17 protein-coding genes are annotated in these 19,155 nt (G+C 69.6%); 10 read left to right on the forward strand and 7 right to left on the reverse strand.

The genetic code is table 11. The features are described from left to right. Window positions 1–5: 5 nt before the first annotated feature. The gene (locus AMD30_RS14685; protein WP_055476114.1) at window positions 6–1,577 is read right to left on the reverse strand and encodes a mannosyltransferase; all 1,572 of its coding nucleotides are present in this window, start codon (window positions 1,575–1,577) and stop codon (window positions 6–8) included. A gap of 102 nt (window positions 1,578–1,679) precedes the next feature. On the opposite strand from AMD30_RS14685, the gene AMD30_RS14690 reads away from it, so the two are divergent. Together AMD30_RS14690 and AMD30_RS14695 are read left to right on the forward strand one after the other, a co-directional pair. Continuing rightward, complete coding sequence (locus tag AMD30_RS14690) at window positions 1,680–2,162, forward strand: polyadenylate-specific 3'-exoribonuclease AS (RefSeq protein WP_010843643.1); 483 nt, start codon at window positions 1,680–1,682, stop codon at window positions 2,160–2,162. Window positions 2,163–2,205: 43 nt separating this feature from the next. Beyond that, window positions 2,206–3,597 (forward strand): class II 3-deoxy-7-phosphoheptulonate synthase, encoded by a 1,392-nt coding sequence (locus tag AMD30_RS14695; RefSeq protein WP_014927310.1) that lies wholly within the window; start codon window positions 2,206–2,208, stop codon window positions 3,595–3,597. Window positions 3,598–3,658: 61 nt separating this feature from the next. Here AMD30_RS14695 and AMD30_RS14700 read toward each other — a convergent pair whose 3' ends face one another. Further along, window positions 3,659–4,873 (reverse strand): protein kinase domain-containing protein, encoded by a 1,215-nt coding sequence (locus AMD30_RS14700; RefSeq protein WP_055476115.1) that lies wholly within the window; start codon window positions 4,871–4,873, stop codon window positions 3,659–3,661. A gap of 104 nt (window positions 4,874–4,977) precedes the next feature. Between AMD30_RS14700 and AMD30_RS14705 the strand changes: the two genes are divergently transcribed. After that, entirely contained in the window at window positions 4,978–5,343 is a 366-nt protein-coding gene (locus AMD30_RS14705; RefSeq protein ID WP_010843646.1) for an Rv2175c family DNA-binding protein, read from the forward strand. On the opposite strand, the gene AMD30_RS14710 is transcribed toward AMD30_RS14705, so the two are convergent. After that, window positions 5,331–6,914, reverse strand: coding sequence for an alpha-(1->6)-mannopyranosyltransferase A (locus AMD30_RS14710; RefSeq protein ID WP_055476144.1), 1,584 nt, complete (start codon window positions 6,912–6,914; stop codon window positions 5,331–5,333). The genes AMD30_RS14705 and AMD30_RS14710 overlap by 13 nt on opposite strands. An 8-nt stretch (window positions 6,915–6,922) precedes the next feature. Next, window positions 6,923–8,065: a polyprenyl synthetase family protein gene (locus AMD30_RS14715; protein ID WP_055476116.1), complete on the reverse strand. Its 1,143-nt coding sequence runs from the start codon at window positions 8,063–8,065 to the stop codon at window positions 6,923–6,925. A gap of 11 nt (window positions 8,066–8,076) precedes the next feature. Here AMD30_RS14715 and AMD30_RS14720 point away from each other — a divergent pair, with 11 nt between their 5' ends. Next, window positions 8,077–9,054: a methylenetetrahydrofolate reductase gene (locus tag AMD30_RS14720; RefSeq protein WP_035717842.1), complete on the forward strand. Its 978-nt coding sequence runs from the start codon at window positions 8,077–8,079 to the stop codon at window positions 9,052–9,054. Between the two features lie 48 nt (window positions 9,055–9,102). On the opposite strand, the gene AMD30_RS14725 is transcribed toward AMD30_RS14720, so the two are convergent. The 3 genes from AMD30_RS14725 to AMD30_RS14735 form a co-directional block, all read right to left on the reverse strand. Continuing rightward, window positions 9,103–10,080, reverse strand: coding sequence for an LppM family (lipo)protein (locus AMD30_RS14725; protein ID WP_055476117.1), 978 nt, complete (start codon window positions 10,078–10,080; stop codon window positions 9,103–9,105). 176 nt (window positions 10,081–10,256) lie between these two features. Then, complete coding sequence (locus tag AMD30_RS14730) at window positions 10,257–11,876, reverse strand: phytoene desaturase family protein (RefSeq protein WP_055476118.1); 1,620 nt, start codon at window positions 11,874–11,876, stop codon at window positions 10,257–10,259. Between the two features lie 2 nt (window positions 11,877–11,878). Next, entirely contained in the window at window positions 11,879–12,553 is a 675-nt protein-coding gene (locus tag AMD30_RS14735) for a GNAT family N-acetyltransferase (RefSeq protein ID WP_055476119.1), read from the reverse strand. A gap of 374 nt (window positions 12,554–12,927) precedes the next feature. Here AMD30_RS14735 and AMD30_RS14740 point away from each other — a divergent pair, with 374 nt between their 5' ends. The 6 genes from AMD30_RS14740 (at window position 12,928) to AMD30_RS14765 (ending at window position 19,141) form a co-directional block, all read left to right on the forward strand. Further along, the gene (locus AMD30_RS14740) at window positions 12,928–13,401 is read left to right on the forward strand and encodes an SAV_6107 family HEPN domain-containing protein (RefSeq protein ID WP_055476145.1); all 474 of its coding nucleotides are present in this window, start codon (window positions 12,928–12,930) and stop codon (window positions 13,399–13,401) included. Between the two features lie 165 nt (window positions 13,402–13,566). Next, window positions 13,567–13,971 carry a DUF3040 domain-containing protein gene (locus AMD30_RS14745; protein WP_014927300.1) on the forward strand — a complete coding sequence of 135 codons (405 nt, stop codon included), beginning with the start codon at window positions 13,567–13,569 and terminating at the stop codon, window positions 13,969–13,971. Between the two features lie 613 nt (window positions 13,972–14,584). Continuing rightward, a complete protein-coding gene (mraZ, locus tag AMD30_RS14750; RefSeq protein WP_055476120.1) occupies window positions 14,585–15,025 on the forward strand; it encodes a division/cell wall cluster transcriptional repressor MraZ in 441 nt (146 codons plus the stop codon). 243 nt (window positions 15,026–15,268) lie between these two features. Then, complete coding sequence (gene rsmH, locus AMD30_RS14755; RefSeq protein ID WP_055476121.1) at window positions 15,269–16,255, forward strand: 16S rRNA (cytosine(1402)-N(4))-methyltransferase RsmH; 987 nt, start codon at window positions 15,269–15,271, stop codon at window positions 16,253–16,255. A gap of 2 nt (window positions 16,256–16,257) precedes the next feature. Continuing rightward, window positions 16,258–17,106, forward strand: coding sequence for a hypothetical protein (locus tag AMD30_RS14760; RefSeq protein ID WP_055476122.1), 849 nt, complete (start codon window positions 16,258–16,260; stop codon window positions 17,104–17,106). Window positions 17,107–17,215: 109 nt separating this feature from the next. Then, complete coding sequence (locus AMD30_RS14765) at window positions 17,216–19,141, forward strand: peptidoglycan D,D-transpeptidase FtsI family protein (protein WP_055476123.1); 1,926 nt, start codon at window positions 17,216–17,218, stop codon at window positions 19,139–19,141. The last annotated feature ends 14 nt before the right edge of the window (window positions 19,142–19,155 follow it).

Below are 19,155 nucleotides of genomic sequence, written 5' to 3' on the forward strand. Positions count from 1 at the left end.
GCTGATCAGCCGGTGTCGCCCACGGGGGTGCCGTCGAGGACGGCGCACAGCTCCGGAATCCAGTCGCGATCGGCCGGGACGATCTCGGCGACGTCGAAGAGTCGTAGTTCGTCGGCGGAAAACCACCGCACGTCGAGGTGTTCGAGTGCCGTCGGCGTCCCCGAACGCAGCCGTGCCACGTAGGCGTGCAGGGTCAGGTCACCGGGCAGCGCCACCGGGGAGCCCACCCCCTCCGCCGGTTCGACCTCGGCGCCGAGTTCCTCGCGGATCTCCCGGACCAGCGCCGCTGCATGCGTTTCCCCCGACTCCACGCGGCCGCCGGGTAGTTCCCAGCGGCCGGCGAGTTCGGCCGGGCGCGACCGCTGCGCGAGGAGCAACCGGCCGTCGACGATGATGGCCGCGGCGACCACGTCGAGCGGTCGGGTGCCCGCGGTGTCGTCGCGCGCGGCGCGAGTCGCGATCATCCAGGCGAAGGTGACGAAGGTGGCGACCGGCCACGCGGCCCCGAAGATCGCCTCGAGTGCGGCCGGGAGCTGGGGACCGTACTCGATGGTGACGCGCAGCAGCCACGGGATGCCGAGTCCGGCGACCGCCACCCACATCGCGAGCACGACCCGCGCACCCCGACGCCGCGATCCGGCGCCGTGGACGAGCCAGATCGCCAGCGGGATGACCCACACCCAGTGATGCACCCACGAGATCGGCGACATCAGCAGCCCGAAGAACTGCACGACGAGCAGGATGCCCAGCGCGTCGGACACCGACCGCCAAGCGAACACGGCCACCACGAGCGCGATCAGGACGCCGACCATCCAGATCCAGCCCGTCCCCACGTCGAAGCCGACGAAGCGGGACAGGGTGCCGCGCAGGCTCTGGTTGATCACCGCCTCGACCGGACCGATGCGCTCGGCGTCGCCGAAGAGGGTTCCGTAATAGGTGCGGGTGATGTCCGGGAAGAGCAGCAGGCACCCGAGGACCGTGAACACGAACGCGCCCGCGGCGGCCACCGCACCCAGGGGCTTGCGGGCGGCCAGATACCAGAGACCGGTGATCGCCGGGGTCAGCTTGATGCCCGCCATCAGACCGATGAGCGCGCCGCCGGCCAGCACCCCGCGATCGCTGCGCGCCCACGACACCGCCAGCAGGGTGCCCAGCATCAGGAAGACGTTGATCTGGCCGTAGTCCAGGGTGACCCGCACCGGCTCGCACCAGATCGCGGGCGCGGTCCACAACGCGGCCATGGCGTAGACGTCGGTGGTCGATCCGCACAGGCGCAACGCGAGCACGATGCAGGCGTACAACGCGCCGAAGGTCGCGAGCTGCCAGCCGATCGCCACCAGGTCCCACGGCACGAGCGACAACGGGTACAGCACGACGGCCGCGAACGGGGGATAGGTGAAGGGCAGCGCGAAGTCGGTCTCACCGGCGTAGGTGAAGACATAGAGCGACCCGTCGGCGAGACCCGCCGAACCGTCGCGGTAAACGTGCAGGTCCACGAAGTTCCTGCCGTTCACGGTCAGCGTGTCCCAGACGAGCCGCGCGATGATCGACGCCGCCAGGAGAGCGGTCGCCAGCACAGACCTGGAGCGCACGAAATACCAGGGTAGACAGCCAGGGGGCGGTATGGCGAAACGGTGCGCGGTGCGCGGGTCGGCGCGAGGGTGTGTGAATCTTGACCCATGCGCTTCTTCTACGACTCGGAGTTCATCGAGGACGGCACCACCATCGAGCTGGTCTCGATCGGGGTCGTCGGTGAGGACGGTCGCGAGTTCTATGCGGTGTCGACCGAATTCGACCCCGGCCGCGCCGGGGACTGGGTGCGGGCCAACGTGTTGCCGAAGCTGCCGTCGCCGTCGTCGTCCGCGTGGCGGGACCGGCGCCGGATCCGTGAGGATCTGCTCGAGTTCCTCACCGCCGACGGCACCGACATCGAGCTGTGGGCCTGGGTGGGCGCCTACGACCACGTCGTGCTCTGCCAGTTGTGGGGTCCGATGACCGCGCTACCGCGTGAGATCCCGCGGTTCACCCGCGAACTTCGCCAGCACTGGGAGGCAGCGGGCCGGCCGCCGCTTCCGCCCACGCCGTCGGACGCACACGACGCGCTGAGCGACGCCCGGCACAACCTGCGCCGCTGGGAGGCGATCGAGAAAACCCGCGTCTGACCCGCGAACGGGTCGTGCGCCCCGCCTCCATTACCCTGGACGGGTGGTGAACTGGACCGTAGACGTGCCGATCGACGAGCTCCCCGAGCTTCCTCCGCTCCCGGGTGATCTCCAATCGCGTTTCGACGACGCGCTCAGCCGCCCGGCGGTGCAACAGCCGAGCTGGCCGGCCGACGAGGCGCGCAAGATGCGAACCGTGCTCGAGTCGGTTCCGCCGATCTGCATGCCCGCCGAGGTCCAGACACTCGCCGCGCAGCTGGCCGACGTCGCCGAGGGGCGTGCGTTCCTCCTCCAGGGCGGTGACTGCGCGGAGACCTTCGCCGACAACACCGAGCCGCACATCAAGGGCAACATCCGAACGCTGCTCCAGATGGCCGTCGTGCTCACCTACGGCGCCAGCATGCCGGTGGTGAAGGTCGCGCGGATCGCGGGCCAGTACGCCAAGCCGCGATCGTCCGACACCGACGCGCTGGGTCTGCCCTCCTACCGCGGGGACATGGTCAACGGATTCCCGGCCGACGCGGCGGTACGCGCGCACGATCCGTCGCGACTGGTGCGTGCCTATGCGAACGCGGCCGCCGCGATGAACCTGGTCCGCGCCCTGACCCAGGCCGAGGCGGATCTGAGCCGGGTCCACGACTGGAATCGTGAATTCGTCCGCACGTCGCCGGCCGGCGCGCGCTACGAGGCGCTCGCGTCGGAGATCGACCGCGGTCTGCGGTTCATGGACGCGTGCGGCGTCACCGACTCGAACCTGAACTCCGCCTCCATCTTCGCCTCGCACGAGGCACTCGTCCTCGACTACGAGCGCGCCATGCTGCGTCTGGCCGACGACCCCGACGGTCCGGGCAAGGTGCTCTACGATCTGTCGGCCCACTTCCTGTGGATCGGTGAGCGGACCCGTCAGCTCGACGGTGCGCACATCGCGTTCGCCGAGCTCGTCAGCAACCCGATCGGGGTGAAGATCGGGCCGACGACGACCCCCGAGCAAGCCGTCGAGTACGTCGAACGTCTCGATCCCCACAACGTGCCGGGTCGACTCACGCTCGTCGCGCGGATGGGCAACGGCAAGGTCCGGGACGTGCTGCCGGCGATCGTCGGCGCCGTCGAGGCGACCGGGCACAAGGTCATCTGGCAGTGCGATCCGATGCACGGCAACACGCACGAGGCGTCGACCGGGTTCAAGACCCGGCACTTCGACCGCATCGTCGACGAGGTGCAGGGCTTCTTCGAGGTCCATCGGGCGCTGGGCAGCCATCCCGGCGGCGTCCACGTCGAACTGACCGGCGAGGACGTCACCGAGTGTCTCGGTGGCGCACAGGAGATCTCGGATCTAGACCTCGGCGGCCGCTACGAGACCGCCTGCGATCCCCGGCTGAACACCCAGCAGTCGCTCGAACTGGCCTTCCTCGTCGCGGAGATGCTGCGCGGCTGAACCTCGCTTCGCTCCGGCCCGCGGCCCGCGGCCGGCGGGTCAGGCGGCGCAGAGCAGCCGGTCAGCCGATGGCCAGGAACGTGCTGCCGACCCAGAATCCGACGGCGCCGAGCCCGGCGGTCAGCAGCAGCACGACGACGATCCACAGCACCGCCCCCAGGCGGCTGCCGCCGACGAGTTCGGGCTCCACGACCTCGGGCCGGGTGCGGCGACTCACCGGACGAGACGGCGGTGCGAGGTCGTCGCGGTCGGCCGCCGGTTGCTCGACCGGGGTGTCGGCGGTCGCCGGCCGCACCGGCTCGGACGCCGGGGTGTGCGGACCGGGTACCGACTGCACCCGTGTGCCGTGCCCGGCGGGATCGTGGCCTCGGTAGCGGGACATCGTCTGTCGCTCGGCCGACCGGCGCGGGGCCGGCACCGTGAACGGCGGGAGATCGAGTTCGTCGGCGACCGTGAGCAGCGCCCGCTGCATGTCGAAGCCGTCCACGTACCGGTCGGCGGGGTTGCGTTCGGTTGCGCGCAGCACGATCTCGTCGAACTCCTCGGGCACCCCGGCGATCACGTCACCGGGCGCCGGGACGTCGAAACTGAGGCGCTGGTAGGCGAGTGCGAGCGGCGAATCGCCGGAGAAAGGTGTTCTGCCCGTGAGGAGTTCGAACATCATCACGCCCATGGAGTAGACGTCGCTGCGGGCGTCGGCGTGGGTGGACTCGACCTGTTCGGGGGAGAGGTAGGCGGCGGTCCCGAGGATCACGCTCGCCGAGGTGACCCCCGCCTCGGCGACCGCCCGCACCAGTCCGAAGTCGGCGACCTTGACCTCGCCCTCGTCGGAGATGAGCACATTCTCCGGTTTCACGTCGCGATGGACCAGGCCCGCGGCGTGTGCGGTGCCGAGCCCGCCCAGTACCGGCGCGGCCACCGCGACGACGGCATGGGGCGGCATCGGGCCGCGTTCACGCAACAGTTCTCGCAGACTGCCCCCGTCGACCAGTTCCATCACCAGGAACGCGATGCCGTTGTCGATGCCCTGGTCGTACACGGCGACGAGCCCCGGATGCTTCAGACCGGCGACCGCGCGTGCCTCGAACTCGAAGCGGCGCAAGAACTGTGGGTCGCCGGAGTACCGGGAGTCCATCACCTTCACCGCCACGTCGCGTCCCAGCCGCAGGTCGACCGCGAGATAGACCGCCGACATGCCGCCGCGCGCGATGGGCGCGTCGATCCGGTACCGGTCCTCCAGGACCGCCCCCAGCATGGCGTCGACGGGAGAGTTCACGGTGTACGAATCTACCTGCCGCCCGGGACGGTCGGGGGCAGGCAACGCGGTGCACGTCACGCCGCAGGTTTCACCCGACCCCGATGACCCGCTAGGCTTTCGGCGTGGGTTCCCTACCTCTCTCGCCCGACAAGCTGCCCGCCGATCTCGAGGTGCTGTCGGTCGACGACGTCGCCGACCGGCTACACGTGTCGACAAACCGGGTCCGGACACTCATCCGCGATCACCACCTGCTCGCCGTGTCCCGCAACGGTCATCCGGTGATCCCGGCGGTGTTCTTCGACGACGACGGTGTCGTCAAGCACTTCTACGGTCTGGTCGAGGTGCTCCTCGACGGCGGATTCACCCGCGACGAGGCGATGTCGTGGCTGTTCACCGAGCACGACGACCTCGGCCTCCATCCCGCCGCGGCGCTGCACACCCACTCCGCGCGTGAGGTCATCCGGAGGGCCCAGGCTCAGGCCTTCTGACCTGTCCCGTCCCGCACCGTGTGCCCGTCCGCGCCCGATGTGTCCGGCGGCCCACCGACCGCCCCGGCCCATCGGCCGAACCGGCCCAGCCGCAACGGGTCCCGATGGGACAGCGACCAGGCCGCGAGTCCCGCGAGTGCTGCTGCCAGCGCCACCTCGACCGGCTTGTAGAAGACGATCGCGTCGTCGGGCTGGAACACGATCAGCAGGAACGTCGACGCTCCTACGACCGTCGCCCGCACCCACACCGGCAGGTCGAAGGCCACCACGATCACCAGCACCCACGTGTAATACCAGGGCAGAGTCGACGGTTCGAGCAGCAGTACGGCCAGCATCGCCCAGGCCATTCCGGCCACCGCATCGCGGACGTCGTGCCGGTGCCGCCACCACACCGCGACGAGCGTCACCGCGAGGACGACCGAACCGATCGCCCGCGTGACCTCGAGGACCGGTTGCAGGTTGAGCGCGACGAACGGTGCGGCGACCAGGGTCACGAGATGGGCGGCGAGGGTGGGGATGGTGAACCAGTTGATGATGACGTCGGCCCACCCCAGGCCGGTGAGCCAGCCGAGTCCCAGACCGATCGCCAGGGTCCACACCCCGAACACCGCCACCGCGATCCCGACGATCGACGCGAACACCGTCACGACGTCGCGGGGTGTCACGGGTCGACGAGAGCGAATGTGCGACAGCCAGATCCACAGGACGAACGGCAACGCGATCCCGGCGGTGATCTTGATCGACACGGCGAGCGCCAGGACCGACGTGCCCACCACGTGCCGGCCGTCGACCACCAGGACGATCCCGGTGACGAGGACGCCCATCATCAGCAGCTCGACGTGCGGCCCGGCCACGAGGTGGATCAGCACCATCGGGTTGAACAGCACCAGCCAGAGTCCGGCCTGGGGGGAGGCCCCGAACCGTTCGGCCAGTCGCGGGATCGCCCACAGCGACAAGAAGAGTCCGGGCAGCAGCACGAGCCGGATGGCCAGGACGCCCAGGATCACGTGATCGCCGGTGATCTCGGTGACCACGCGCAGCATCCCCATGAAGAACGGGCCGTACGGGGCGGTCGTCGTGGCCCAGACCTGCGCCATGCTGTCCACGAGTGGACCGGGAACATGAGCGGGACCGTCGGCGTAGGGGTCGAAACCGGCACCGAACACGGCGCCCTGCGCCAGATAGGCGTAGACGTCGCGGGAGTACACCGGCACCGCCACGAGCAGCGGGGCGGCCCACACCAGCACCCACCGGCGCAGCACCCGGGTCGTCGGCACGGCGTCCGGCTCATCGGCGACGGTGTCCGGATCGGCGGCGCGGTTCGCTTCGATGATCCGACGACCCATCCGGACCCAGCCGAACACCATCAGGAACACGCCCAGCCAGAACAGGGTGCCGAAGACGTTCTTCCCGTGTCCGTAGGTGATCCAGCTCAGACCCAGGTCCGAGAGGAGGGCGGTGTTGCGCGGCGGGTCGCCGACGCCGAAGCTGCCGAGACAGACGAGCACAGACCCGATAGCACCGAGGACGAGATCGCCCCGGCCGGCGCCACCGGCGGCGGCGCGCGTCACGGGAGCGTTCACGCCTCGCGGTGCGCGACGCGATGCGCGACCGCGATCAGCTCGGCCCTGATGTCCTCGCCGATGTCGGCGGCGTCGAGGGCGGTCAACGCCGACCGCAACAGCTCGTCGATCGAGTTCTCCACCTCGTCCACCGCGCCGACCTCGACGAAAATGGCTCGCGCGGAGTCCAATTCGTCGGCATCCAGGGAGCGCCCGAGATAGGAACGAAGGCGGGCGCCGAGGTCGGGGTCGGCCGCATCGGCTCGCTGCAGTGCAGTCGCCAGCAGCGCCGTGCGCTTGCCGGAGACCAGGTCGTCGCCGGACGGTTTCCCGGTCCGATCCGGATCGCCGAAGACGCCGAGCAGATCGTCGCGGAGCTGAAACGCGACCCCGAGATCGTGCCCGATCGAACGCAGGCTCGACACGAGCTGTTCGGACGCACCCGCCATCCGTGCACCCAGTTCGAGTGGTCGCGCGACGGTGTAGGCGGCCGTCTTGAACTCCATCACCCGGTACGCGGCCTCGGTCGAGTCGTCTCCGCCGGCCTCGTTCACGATGTCGAGGAACTGGCCGCCGAGCACCTCGGTCCGCATCGCCGCCCACGTCGCGCCCACGTCGACGGGCAACCGACGGTGGCCGCCGGTCTCGGGCGAAACCCCCGGCCGGTGCCCGTGGACCAGGTCGTCCGCCCACGCGAGCGCGAAGTCGCCGGCGAGGATCGCGGCCGCGACCCCGTGCGCACCGGGGTCCCCGGCCCACGCGGCGTCCGCGTGGCGCGACTCGAACTCCCGGTGCACTGTCGGATGCCCGCGCCGGGTGTCGGACCGGTCGATGATGTCGTCGTGGATGAGCGCGCAGGCCTGCACGAGTTCGAGTGCCGCGCAGACCCGCAGTGCGTCACGCGGGCCGGGTGCGGCGTCCCCGACGGGGGTGCGGTCCGACGACGATGTCCCGCAGCGCCATCCGGCGAAGACGAAGACCGGCCGGATGCGCTTGCCGCCACGCAGGACGAACTCCCGGATCAGTTCGGCGGCCTCGCCGACCACCGGCGCGATCGCGGCGGTGGCGGGGACCGCGTCGGCGAAGAAAGCACGTAATTCGGCCTCGACGGCGCCCGGGACCGCATCGAGCGAGGTGGGCGTGGGGATCGTGGAGGTCACCCTGCCAGGCTATGCGACCAGCTCCGTACACTGTGCGAGTGACCCCAACCGCTCCCGCACCCTCGATCGTCGAACGCCTGTCCGCTCCGCACCGCGGTCCGGTCCCGTTCTCCGTCGAGTTCTTCCCCCCGCGTGACGCCGAGGCCGAGTCCCGGCTCTGGCGCGCGGTGCGCATCTTCGAGCGGTTGTCCCCGGCATTCGTCTCGATGACCTACGGCGCCGGCGGTTCCACCCGAGACCGCACCGTGCGTATCACCGGCGAGCTCGCCGCGCAGACCACGCTGCTGCCGGTGGCCCACCTGACCGCGGTCAACCACAGCGTTGCGGAACTTCGGGCGCTGGTCGGCGCCTACGCCGACCAGGGCATCACCAACATCCTCGCGCTTCGCGGCGACCCGCCCGGTGACCCGCTCGGCGAGTGGGTCGCCCATCCCGACGGCGTCGAGTATGCCGAGCAGCTCGTCCGGCTCATCGACACGCTGGGCGACTTCCACGTGGGAGTGGCGTCGTTCCCGGAGACCCATCACCGGTCGCCCGACATCGATCACGACACCCGCACGCTCGTCGACAAGCTACGAGCCGGAGCCGAGTACTCCATCACCCAGATGTTCTTCGACGTCGAGCACTACCTGCGACTCCGTGATCGCGTCGCGGCCGCCGATCCCGAGCAGGGAAGCAAGCCGATCATCCCCGGCATCATGCCGGTGACCTCACTGGCCACCGCGCGGCGGATGGTCGAGCTGTCGGGTTCGGTGATCCCGCCCGACGTCGAGGAACGCTTCGCCAAGGCCGCGGGCAACGGCGCCGAAGAGGACCGCGCGTCGGTCCGCGCCGTCGGCATCGACTTCGCCACCGAGATGGCGCAGCGCCTCATCGCCGAAGGTGCGCCCTGCCTGCATTTCTGCAGCCTCAACTTCGCCAAGGCCACGACAGAGGTACTGGGCCGCCTCGGCGTGGACGTCGACGCCGCGTTGCACGTTTCGGCCTGATCGGGAGGACCCGTCCCGCCGCGCCGGCTTCGACGCGGCCGGCCGGGATCACTTGTCGGCGGGCGGTGCCGTCCGGTCCGGTGCCGGCGTTCCCGAGGCCGGACCCGACGCGGGATCGGCGGCAGCGGCGAGTCCTTCGCCCGAGATCGTCGACGGAGCTGTCGTCGTCGGGACCGGACGTCCGGGGCGTGGTCCGCGGTAGCGCTTGGTGTAGGCGATCCGGACGATCACCAGGACGACCGCTACGCACAACAGCGCGACGAACCACGACCAGCTGCTGACCGCGGCGGTCGCCGGATCCGGATAGGTGGCGTCGGCGCTGAAGTCCGACGGTTCGCCCGGTGCGGGTGTCCAGGTCACGGTCGATTCGCCGACCTGCTCGCCGTTCGTCGCGGTCACCGGCCCGCCGAAGGTGACGGTCAGCTGAACATAGTCGCGGTTCGGCACGAGCTCGGTCAGGTCGGTGTCACCGCGGAAACGCACCACCTCACCGCTGCGTTTGGCGGTGAGGTCCATCGTCAGCGAGGTGTCGCCGTAGGCATCGGCCACGATGTCGCCGAGCTGGGCGAACTGTCCCGCGGTGAGATCGCTGAACGTTGCCCGCGCGCCCACTCGGGTGGCGGGATCGTCCTCGTCGGGGTTCCCCTCCGCGCCGGCGTCGTCGTTCCCGGCGGTCTCGGAGGGGGAGGGGGATTCCGGTTCGGTCGTGTCCTCGGGTCCGGCGCCGGGGGTCGACGACGGGTCGTCGGGTCGGTCGGGCGCCTGCCGGTAGTCGGTCACCGAGACCTGTCCGGCCATCGACTCGGGCAGATCGAACTGCGGTGTGCCGCGTGGATTGTCCGGGGTGGTCGCCACGACCACGCTCCCCGAGTAGCGGTCGCCGACCGTCGTCGACCGCTCGAGACAACCGGCCATCAGGGGGGACAGGGCGACGAGGGCGACGGCCACCGCGGACGGCAGCAGTCGCCGGGCACGGCGGGACCCGGGCGCACCCGGTACGGGATTCGACGAACGCACGGTGCTCATCGTGCCAGACCCCGGCCGGAGCGCGGGTCACCGATCGCGCCGCGCCGCGTCGGGCCTCCGGCCTGAAAACCACCCCGGCGATACGCCCCGCACAAGCGCAGCGGTGTCATATCGCTGTCGGCGGTCTCGCGTAGGGCACTTACCCGGGGCGCTCGCGGATCGGATGGTCGGAGACTTTAGGACCGACGGCCGAACCCCCGTCGCCCGCGTCGCAGGACCGCGTGGGCGGCGATGTACCCGCTGGCGCCGGTGACACCTCCGCCGGGGTGAGTCGACGCGCCGGCGAGGAACAGGCCGTCGGCACCGGGGACGCGGTGGCCCGAGAGGTCGGGGGTCGGGCGCCACATGAACATCTGGTCGATGGACATCTCGACGTGCATGATGTTGCCGCCGATCAGACCCAGTTCGTCGGCGAGGTCTCTCGGCGTCTGGATGTACCGGTGCGCGATCGAGTCGGCGAAACCGGGTGCGTGGCGGTCGACCTCGTCGCAGACCGCCTTCGCGGCGCGGTCGGCCGCGGCGGGCCAGTCGCCCTCGGCCAGCCGGTACGGATGCCACTGTGCCCAGAGATTGATGACGGAGCGGCCCGGCGGTGCGAGCGTCGGGTCGATCGCCGAATAGCTCATCGCGACCACGGCCGGACGCGGCGGGAGCTCGCCCACCGACGCCGCGGCGTGGGCCCTGGTGAGGTGGGCGCGGTCGGTGACCAGCAGTCCGAGAGCGGAATGGACGCCGTGCTCGGGCAGGTCGCCGGGCAGATCCCGGTAGTCGGGCAGGCTCGTCGTCCCGAGCCGCACGGCCATCCCGATCCCGTTGCCCACGACGATGGAGCGTCGCCACCGGTCGATGATGCCGGCGTCGTAACCGCCGGCGGCGAGCAGATCCAGCGTGGTCAGCACGTGGCAGGCGCTGATGACGGTCCCGGTGCAGCGGGATTCGCCGCTGCGGGTGACCACTCGCCAGTGGTCACCGCAACGGGCGACGGAGACCGCGGGGTCGCCGCACGAGACCACGCCGCCGTCCGCGCCGATCCGATGGACGAGCGCATCGGTGAGGGCACCGCTGCCCCCGATCGCGCGACCGGGCGGAATCCGGTGCATGAGTGCGGCGAAGCCGATCATCGGTGCGGTGCCCGGCGCGCTCATGGGCGGACCCGACTGGGCGCCGAACCACGCGAGTCCGGCCTTGAGCTGCTCGGAGTCGAAGTACTCGTCGAGCAGGGAATCGCCCGAGGCCATCAGTTCGGCGGTGAGGTTGAGCACCCGGCCGCCCCGCCGACCGAAGACCCCGGTGCGCGCCGTGGTCGCGGTGCCGCCGAGGCCGCCGAAGGCACGGCCGAATCTGCCCAGCGTCGCGGGTTGGTAGAACGCGTCCATGACCGCCCGCGCACGCGGCGTCCACGTCGCGACGAATCTCCGGTAGGCGGCGGCATCGGCTGCGCCACAGGCATTCTCGATCGACGCGCAGGTGGCGTCGAGGTCACTCCGGAAGATGATCGGCGGGGCCGTCTCGGTCGCCGGGACGAATGCCCACGGGTCGCAGTCGACGTATCGCAGGCCGTGCGCGGCCAGGTCGAGGTCGTCGAGGACGGGGGAGTGCCGGATCATCAGGTGCGACGACGACCCGCGGTCGACCCGGTGTCCGGGGAACCGTTCGACGGTCGAGACGGCGCCGCCGGGGATCTCGTCCCGCTCGAGGACCTCCACCTCCCGCCCGGCCTGCGCCAGATAGGCCGCGGCGATCAGGCCGTTGTGGCCCCCGCCGATGACGACGGCGTCGCGCCGCGTGCCGTGCATCGCTAGCTCCCGGTTCCGGTGCGTCGGGCCGCGGCCGGCGGTTGCAGCTCCAGCGGGAGCGGGCGTCCGAGGAAGGCGAACGGACGTGGGTCACCGGTGAAGGTGAAGTGACGCAGGACGTCGGTGAATCCCATCCGCCGGTACAGCGACCATGCGCGGTTGTCCTCGGCGGGGATCTCCGGTGTCGAGAGCAGGACGTGGCGCTCGGGGCGGTCGGCGAGGAGCCGGGCGAGCAGCCCCTGTCCGATCCCTCGTCCCTGGGCGGTCGGATGCACGTGTAGCTCGGTGAGTTCGAAGTAGTCGCGGGCGATCGCTTCGACCATCTCGGGCGGCCGGCCCGTCTGGCGGAGGCCGAGCCGCAGCTGCTGATTCCACCACTGGCCCGTCGCGCCGGTGTAGCCGTAGGCGATGCCGACGAGCAGGTCGTCGGGTCCGATGCCGACCGGCGGACCGACCCGACGTCGCGCGGCCGGCATGGTTCGCGCCTCGTACGGGCTCACGGTCTCGACCGCGCCCACCGCACGCCATCCGGGCCGGGCCATGTGCTCGCGCCAGAGCCCGGCGCGGTGGATCTCGGTACCGCGCGGATAGTTCATCGCGGTCACGTAGATCTCCAGTGCGGGCTCGAGCCAGGCCCGGGCGTCCTGGCCGGTCAGGCTCACCAGACGGATCGTCAACGGACTCCCGTTCTCTGCGTCGTCATCCTGTGGGGCGTCGTCGGCCCGCGTATTCCGGTCGCCGGCGCGGGGGCGGCGGAGCCGTCCTCTCCCGGGCATCGCATGGCGGGCCACTTCCGGGAATTGTCCTCTCGATGATGCACACTCGGCAGGAATCGGGTCGCAGGTGGTGGCGTTGTACTTCGCGGCGGTGGTTTCGGGTCACAGATGTCTTGAACCCCGACGCCGGGCTAGCTATATTGAACTTGTCGAACGGATGTTCGATGAATGTGCCTCCGCAAGCTGTTCGCGCACATCCACGACACGGTCCGGCGGTGGACGAGGGAAGCGTCTGCCGCCGGACGACAAACTTCACGCACGAGGAGGAGAACGCCATGGCCAGGCATCGCAGCGCCACAGCTCTCACCCACGCGGTACCCGTCGATCCGGTGATGGTCGGCCGCGCCCGCGACCTCCTCGAGCGTGCGCACCTGCTCCTCGACAACGCGGACGGCGTCGAGGACGGCGCCGAACGTTTCCGTCAGCTCTATCTGGTGGCCCTTCGCGCGTCGGGTGCGGCCCTTGCCGTCCACGAGCCGGTGGGGACCATCCGGCGCAAGACGTCGAACGCCTGGACCCGCATCGGCGTGGTCGCACCAGAGCTGGCGCCGATCGCCGCCCGGTTCGCCTCCCTCTCGCCGGTTCGGATGAAGATCGAGTCCGGCATCATCCGTACGGTCGATCCCGACAGTGTGGCGGGGATGCGACTGCTCGTACTCGATTTCTCCCGACAGGTCGAGACGATGGTCATCGCCTATGAGCAAGGAAAACTCGGTTCCGACGCCCCTCAGATCGGGGCTACGGCGTGAATCCGGCCACACTTGGTCGGTTATCGCACCGGCCTGTCATCCGCAACGGCGAGTAATGGTGGTCGCGGTCGATTTCACCTCGTATCATGGGACGATATAGGCGCAGACGCCTTTCCGGTCGCGGGTGACCTTCGTCGGCGTCACGGATCAGTAGAAGGAGGGTCGGTGCCACTTTCGGAGCACGAGCAACGCATGCTCGAACAAATCGAGAGCGCGCTGTACGCGGAAGACCCCAAGTTTGCGTCCAGTGTCAAGCGTCGACGTCTTGGGAGGTCGAGCGGTCGTCGTCGCCTGCAGGCGGCAGCGGTCTTCGTCGTCGGCCTGGTGATGCTGGTCGGCGGACTCATCGTCGACATCACCATCGGCGGGTTCCCGATAGTGAGCCTGCTGGGCTTCCTGGTGATGTTCGGGGCCGGCCTCTTCGCTCTCTGGGGGGACAGCGGCACCGCAGACTCCGGTTCGTCGGCGCCCAGGGCCGGGAAGAAGCAATCCGGGCCGTCCGGCGGCGGCAAGCGCAAGCTGTCGGAACGCATGGAAGAGCGATTCAATCGCAGGTTCGAGCAGGAGTGATCCGCTGATCTCGACTCCGCGTTCGTCGATCGGCTGACCGACCCCGGCGACAACCGCGTCGCCACCGCGACAACCGCATACGACAAGAGCCGCGTACCCCACGGGTACGCGGCTCTTTCATGCTGCCGTTCGCCGCCTGTGCACGGGACGGACCATGCGGCGCACGATCGACGGGATTGGACGCCCAGTCGACGGATCTGGACGCACAGTCGACGGGATCGGACGCACAGCCGATGGATCTGGACGCACAGTCGACGGATCTGGACGCACGGTCGGCGGTCCCCACGACGCCCCACCGGCGTTCCCCGCTTCTCCCCACACGGGCGCCCCACTATGCCCCACCTTCGCATTTGTCCCGGTCATTCCAGCCCCTCTGGTAACGCCAGACGCCCCTTGCCACGGGTACGAGCGCAGAATTCCGTCGGCGACGCGCCGCGACACGTGCTTCACTTGCCGCGTTTCACTGCTCTGAACTGCGAATTTGTTGAGCGTGGGGGAATCGGGGGGTGGTGGGGGTGGAAAGTGGTGGAAAGTGGGGTACTGTGGCATCACTGGGTGAAGCGGTCCACCACAGCGCAGGAAGCGCAGATCCCGGTGGGCAGGAGGTGTCGACGTGTCCGTGCGATTCGTCGGTACCTACACGCCCAAGTTGGATGACAAAGGGCGGCTCACGTTGCCCGCCAAGTTTCGCGATGCACTGGCAGGAGGGGTAGTGGTCACCAAAGGCCAAGATCACAGCTTGTCGGTGTACCGGACCGAGGAGTTCGATGCGATAGCGGCACGGATCGTCGAGGCGTCCCGAAACGACCCCGATCTGCGTGCGTTTCAGCGAACGTTCTTCGCCGGTTCGGAAGAGCAGCGACCGGACGGTCAGGGCAGGATCAGCCTGTCCGCCGACCATCGCGTGTACGCGGGACTGTCGAAGGAGTGCGTGGTGTTCGGCAGCCTCGATCACCTCGAGATCTGGGATTCGGCCGCGTGGAACGAATACCAGACCCGGCACGAGGAGAACTTCTCGGCCGCCAACTCCGCGGCACTGAACGCGGTGCTGTAGCCGGACACCTGCGCCGGTTGCCGACAAGACACAGACCGAAGAGACAGCAACCGATGGGCGAGTTCGGTGCCCAGAGGCTTCGGGTGGCACGAGGCCCCGGCCCGGTGGCGACCCTGGCGTACTTCCCCAACGCCAGGTGCGCGATCGGGTCGGGACCCCGCTCCATCCGACCGCCTGCTCTCGCCGACCCGAAGCAACCGCCCACCGCCGATACCGCACACATGCCGATGGGGGGTCTTCATCATGGTCGATGCAGGTGACGAACCGCGCCGGTCCGGCGAGTTCGGGCACGTACCGGTGATGGGCGCTCGCATCGTCGAACTGCTTGCCCCGGCCCTGGATTCCGACGATCCGCGGATCTTCCTCGACGCCACCCTCGGCGCCGGCGGACACAGTCAGCTCGTTCTCGAGTCGTTTCCGAACGCCCGGGTGGTCGGCATCGACCGAGATGCCTCGGCGCTCGAGATCGCTCGTGAGCGACTGAGCCCCTACGCCGACCGGATCTCGCTGCACCAGGCGACGTTTCACGAGATCGGCGAAGTGATGGACGCGGCGGGAGAATCGGCTCTCGACGCCGCGCTGTTCGATCTCGGCGTGTCCTCGATGCAGCTGGACCAGGCCGGGCGCGGATTCGCCTACGCGGTGGACGCGCCGCTGGACATGCGGATGAACGCCGACGATCCGCTCACCGCCGCCGACGTGCTCAACACGTACTCGCACGGCGAATTGGCCCGTGTCCTCTCCGATTACGGGGAGGAGCGCTTCGCCGGCCGGATCGCATCGGCGGTGCTGCGGGAGCGTGACAAGGAGCCGTTCACGACAAGTGCGCGTCTCGTCGAATTGCTCTACGACGCGATACCAGCCGCCACCAGACGGACCGGTGGACATCCGGCGAAGCGGACCTTCCAGGCGCTGCGCATCGAGGTCAACCACGAATTGGACGTCCTGCGTGAGGCATTGCCCGCGGCCCTGGACTCGCTCGTGGTCGGCGGTCGGGTCACCGTGATGAGTTATCAGTCGCTGGAGGACCGGATCGTCAAGCGCGAGTTCGCCACGCGCACGTCGTCGACGTCGCCTCCCGGGCTGCCGGTCGAATTGCCCGGTACCGCACCAGAATTCCGTCTCGTCACGCGCGGCGCCGAACGGCCGGACGAGAACGAACTGGCCACCAACCCGCGCTCGGCGCCGGTTCGTGTCCGCGCGATCGAACGAGTCGAGAAGAAGGGCTGAGCATGACCATCCTGCACGAGGCCCCGTCGCGTGCCGACGACGACCGCGACTCCCGACGGTCACGCCGGACCCGCATCGAGTCCGAGCGGGCGACCCGATCGCGCGCCGCCCAACGCGCACTCGACCGGCGCCACCGGCGCACCGCGGCAGGTCGTGCCGCACCGTCGCGTCGTACCGGCGGTGGACTGTCGATGACCGGGGTGTCCCTGCGAGAGCGATTGCAGCACACCCCCTTCGTCGTACCGGTCATCGCACTGCTGGTGCTCGGGCTCGGCCTCAGCCTGTGGCTGTCGACCAAGGCGGCGCAGGACTCCTACAAGCTGGGAATCGAGCGCACACAGAATCAGTCCCTCATCGATCAACGCGACGCCCTCAAGCGCACCTATGAATCCGGCAATTCGGCACCCGAATTGTCCGACAAGGCAGCGCGTCTCGGCATGATCCCGGCCGACAACCCCGCCCGCATGATCGTCGACGACCCTCGGCGGCCGCGAGTGGTGGGCAAGCCGGTACCGGCCTCCGGCCGACCGATGGGGAGTCTGAACCCCGACACCGCACCGGATCCCGCGGACCAGGTCGACCCGAGCCGGGTCGATGACTCGATCGGTCTGGGTGGACGGTCGGGTTCTGACGGGCCCGACGCGGTTCCGACGACCACCCCGCAGCCCACACCATCGCAACCGACCGGCGGACAACCGGCGCCGTCGCAACCCGCACCGTCGCAAACCGCCCCGCCCGGCGCGAATCCGCTGCCGTCCGGGACCGATTCGGTGCCGTCCGGAACGAGCGTGGTTCCGCCGGCCGCGTCGTCGACGCCGACTCCCGCGCCGAATGTGGTGCCCGCCCCGTGAGTTCATCGGCGGCCCGGCACGCAACGTGCGCCGGGTCTCCGGCGTCATCTCCAACCCGCCGGGGTCAAATCCGGTGTAACCACGTTGAAGCGGTGAACAATTGACGACCATGACACGTGCGACCTTCGAGCGGCTCGGCGCGGGGCCGGCACGACCGGGACGCCGCCCCGGGCGGCGGCCCGCCGCGGGGTCGGGGGGACCGAAGCGTCCGGGGACCGGCGGACGGAACGGCCGGGGACCGCAGACCTTCGTGTTCCGTGCGCGCGCGGCGGGAGTACTGGTACTGCTCGTGGTTCTCGCGGTCGCGGTCAAGATGATCGTCGTGCACACCGTGCAGGCCGGGGCGATCTCCGCCGAAGCGGCGCAGCAGCGCGAGTACACCCAGGTGCTCACCGCCAAACGCGGAGCGATCCTCGACCGCAACGGGCGGCCGCTCGCCTACACCGACGAAGCCAGATCGTTGACGTTCCTGCCCAAGGCCGTTCGCAAGACGATCGAGGAAGAGCATCGCAAGAATCCGGCTCTGCCGGACGTCGACACCAGGCTCAAGGAGATCGCGAAGGGGGTGTCGGTGGCCCTGGGCGGGTCGATCAGCGAAGCGGATCTGCTCGAGAAGGTCACCGGCGAGGACACTTTCGTGTACCTGGCCCGCTCGGTGAGCCCCGATGTCGCGTCACGGATCACCGAGGAGTTCCCCGAGGTCGGCGCGGACCCGCAGAGCATCCGTCTCTACCCCGGGGGATCGCTGGCCGCGAACGTGGTCGGTGACGTGAACTACGACGGCAACGGCCTCATCGGACTCGAGGCGTCGCTTGACTCCATCCTGTCCGGAACCGACGGTTCGCGGACCTACGACCGCGGATCGGACGGCGCGATCATCCCCGGCAGCATGCGCAACGTGCATCCGGCGCTCAACGGTGCGACGGTGCGGCTCACCCTCGACTCCGACATCCAGTGGTTCGTCCAGAGTCAGATCATGAAGGCCAAGCAGGCATCTGGTGCGCAGGGGGCGTCGGCGGTCGTGTTGGACGCGAGGACCGGCGAGGTGCTGGCGATGGCGAACGACGGGACCTTCAACGCGTCGATCCCGCTGTCCGAGCAGCCCGATGCCGAGTTGGGCAACCCCGCCGTCACGTCCCCGTTCGAACCGGGCTCGGTCAACAAGCTGATCGCTGCCGCGGCGGCCGTCGAATACGGGATCACCCGGCCGGAGACGGTTCATCGGGTACCCGGGAGCATCCAGATGGCCGGTGTGACCGTGCGCGATGCGTGGCCGCACGGGGTCGAGCCGTACACCACCACCGGGATCTTCGGTAAGTCGTCGAACGTCGGCACCCTGATGCTCGCGCAGCGGATCGGTGAGGAGCGCTTCGCCGACATGGTCAAGAGGTTCGGTCTCGGACAGCGGACCGGGGTGGGACTGCCGGCGGAGAGCGCGGGGGAGGTGCCCGCACTGAGTCAGTGGTCGGGCGGTTCGTTCGCCAACCTGCCCATCGGGCAAGGGCTTTCGATGTCGCTGTTGCAGATGACCGCCATGTACCAGGCGATCGCCAACGACGGGCTGCGTATCCCGCCGCGGATTCTGTCCTCCGAACAGCGCGACGGGTCGACACCCGACCAGCGGGCGCGGCCCCAGCCGGTCCGGGTCGTGAGCGAGTCCACCGCGCGCACCGTGCGGGACATGTTCCGGTCGGTGGTGCAGGACGATCCGACGGGTGAACAGCAGGGCACCGGCACCAAGGCGGCCGTCGACGGCTATCAGGTGAGCGGCAAGACCGGCACCGCGCAGCAGGTCGATCCGGCGTGCGGCTGCTACTCGAACTCGCGCTACAACATCACGTTCGCGGGCATCGCCCCGGCCGACAACCCGCGCTACGTCGTCGGCATCATGCTCGACAACCCCCGGCGCAGTTCCGACGGGTCGGGCGGTCAGTCGGCCGCTCCGCTGTTCTCGACCATCACCTCGTGGATGCTCCAGCGCGCCCAGGTGCCGCTGTCGACGCCGACACCGCGACTGACCCTGACCGCGCGGTAGTCCGGCGGCGGCCG

Origin of the sequence: Gordonia sp. HS-NH1, from assembly GCF_001418765.1 — a bacterium.
GTDB lineage: Bacteria > Actinomycetota > Actinomycetes > Mycobacteriales > Mycobacteriaceae > Gordonia.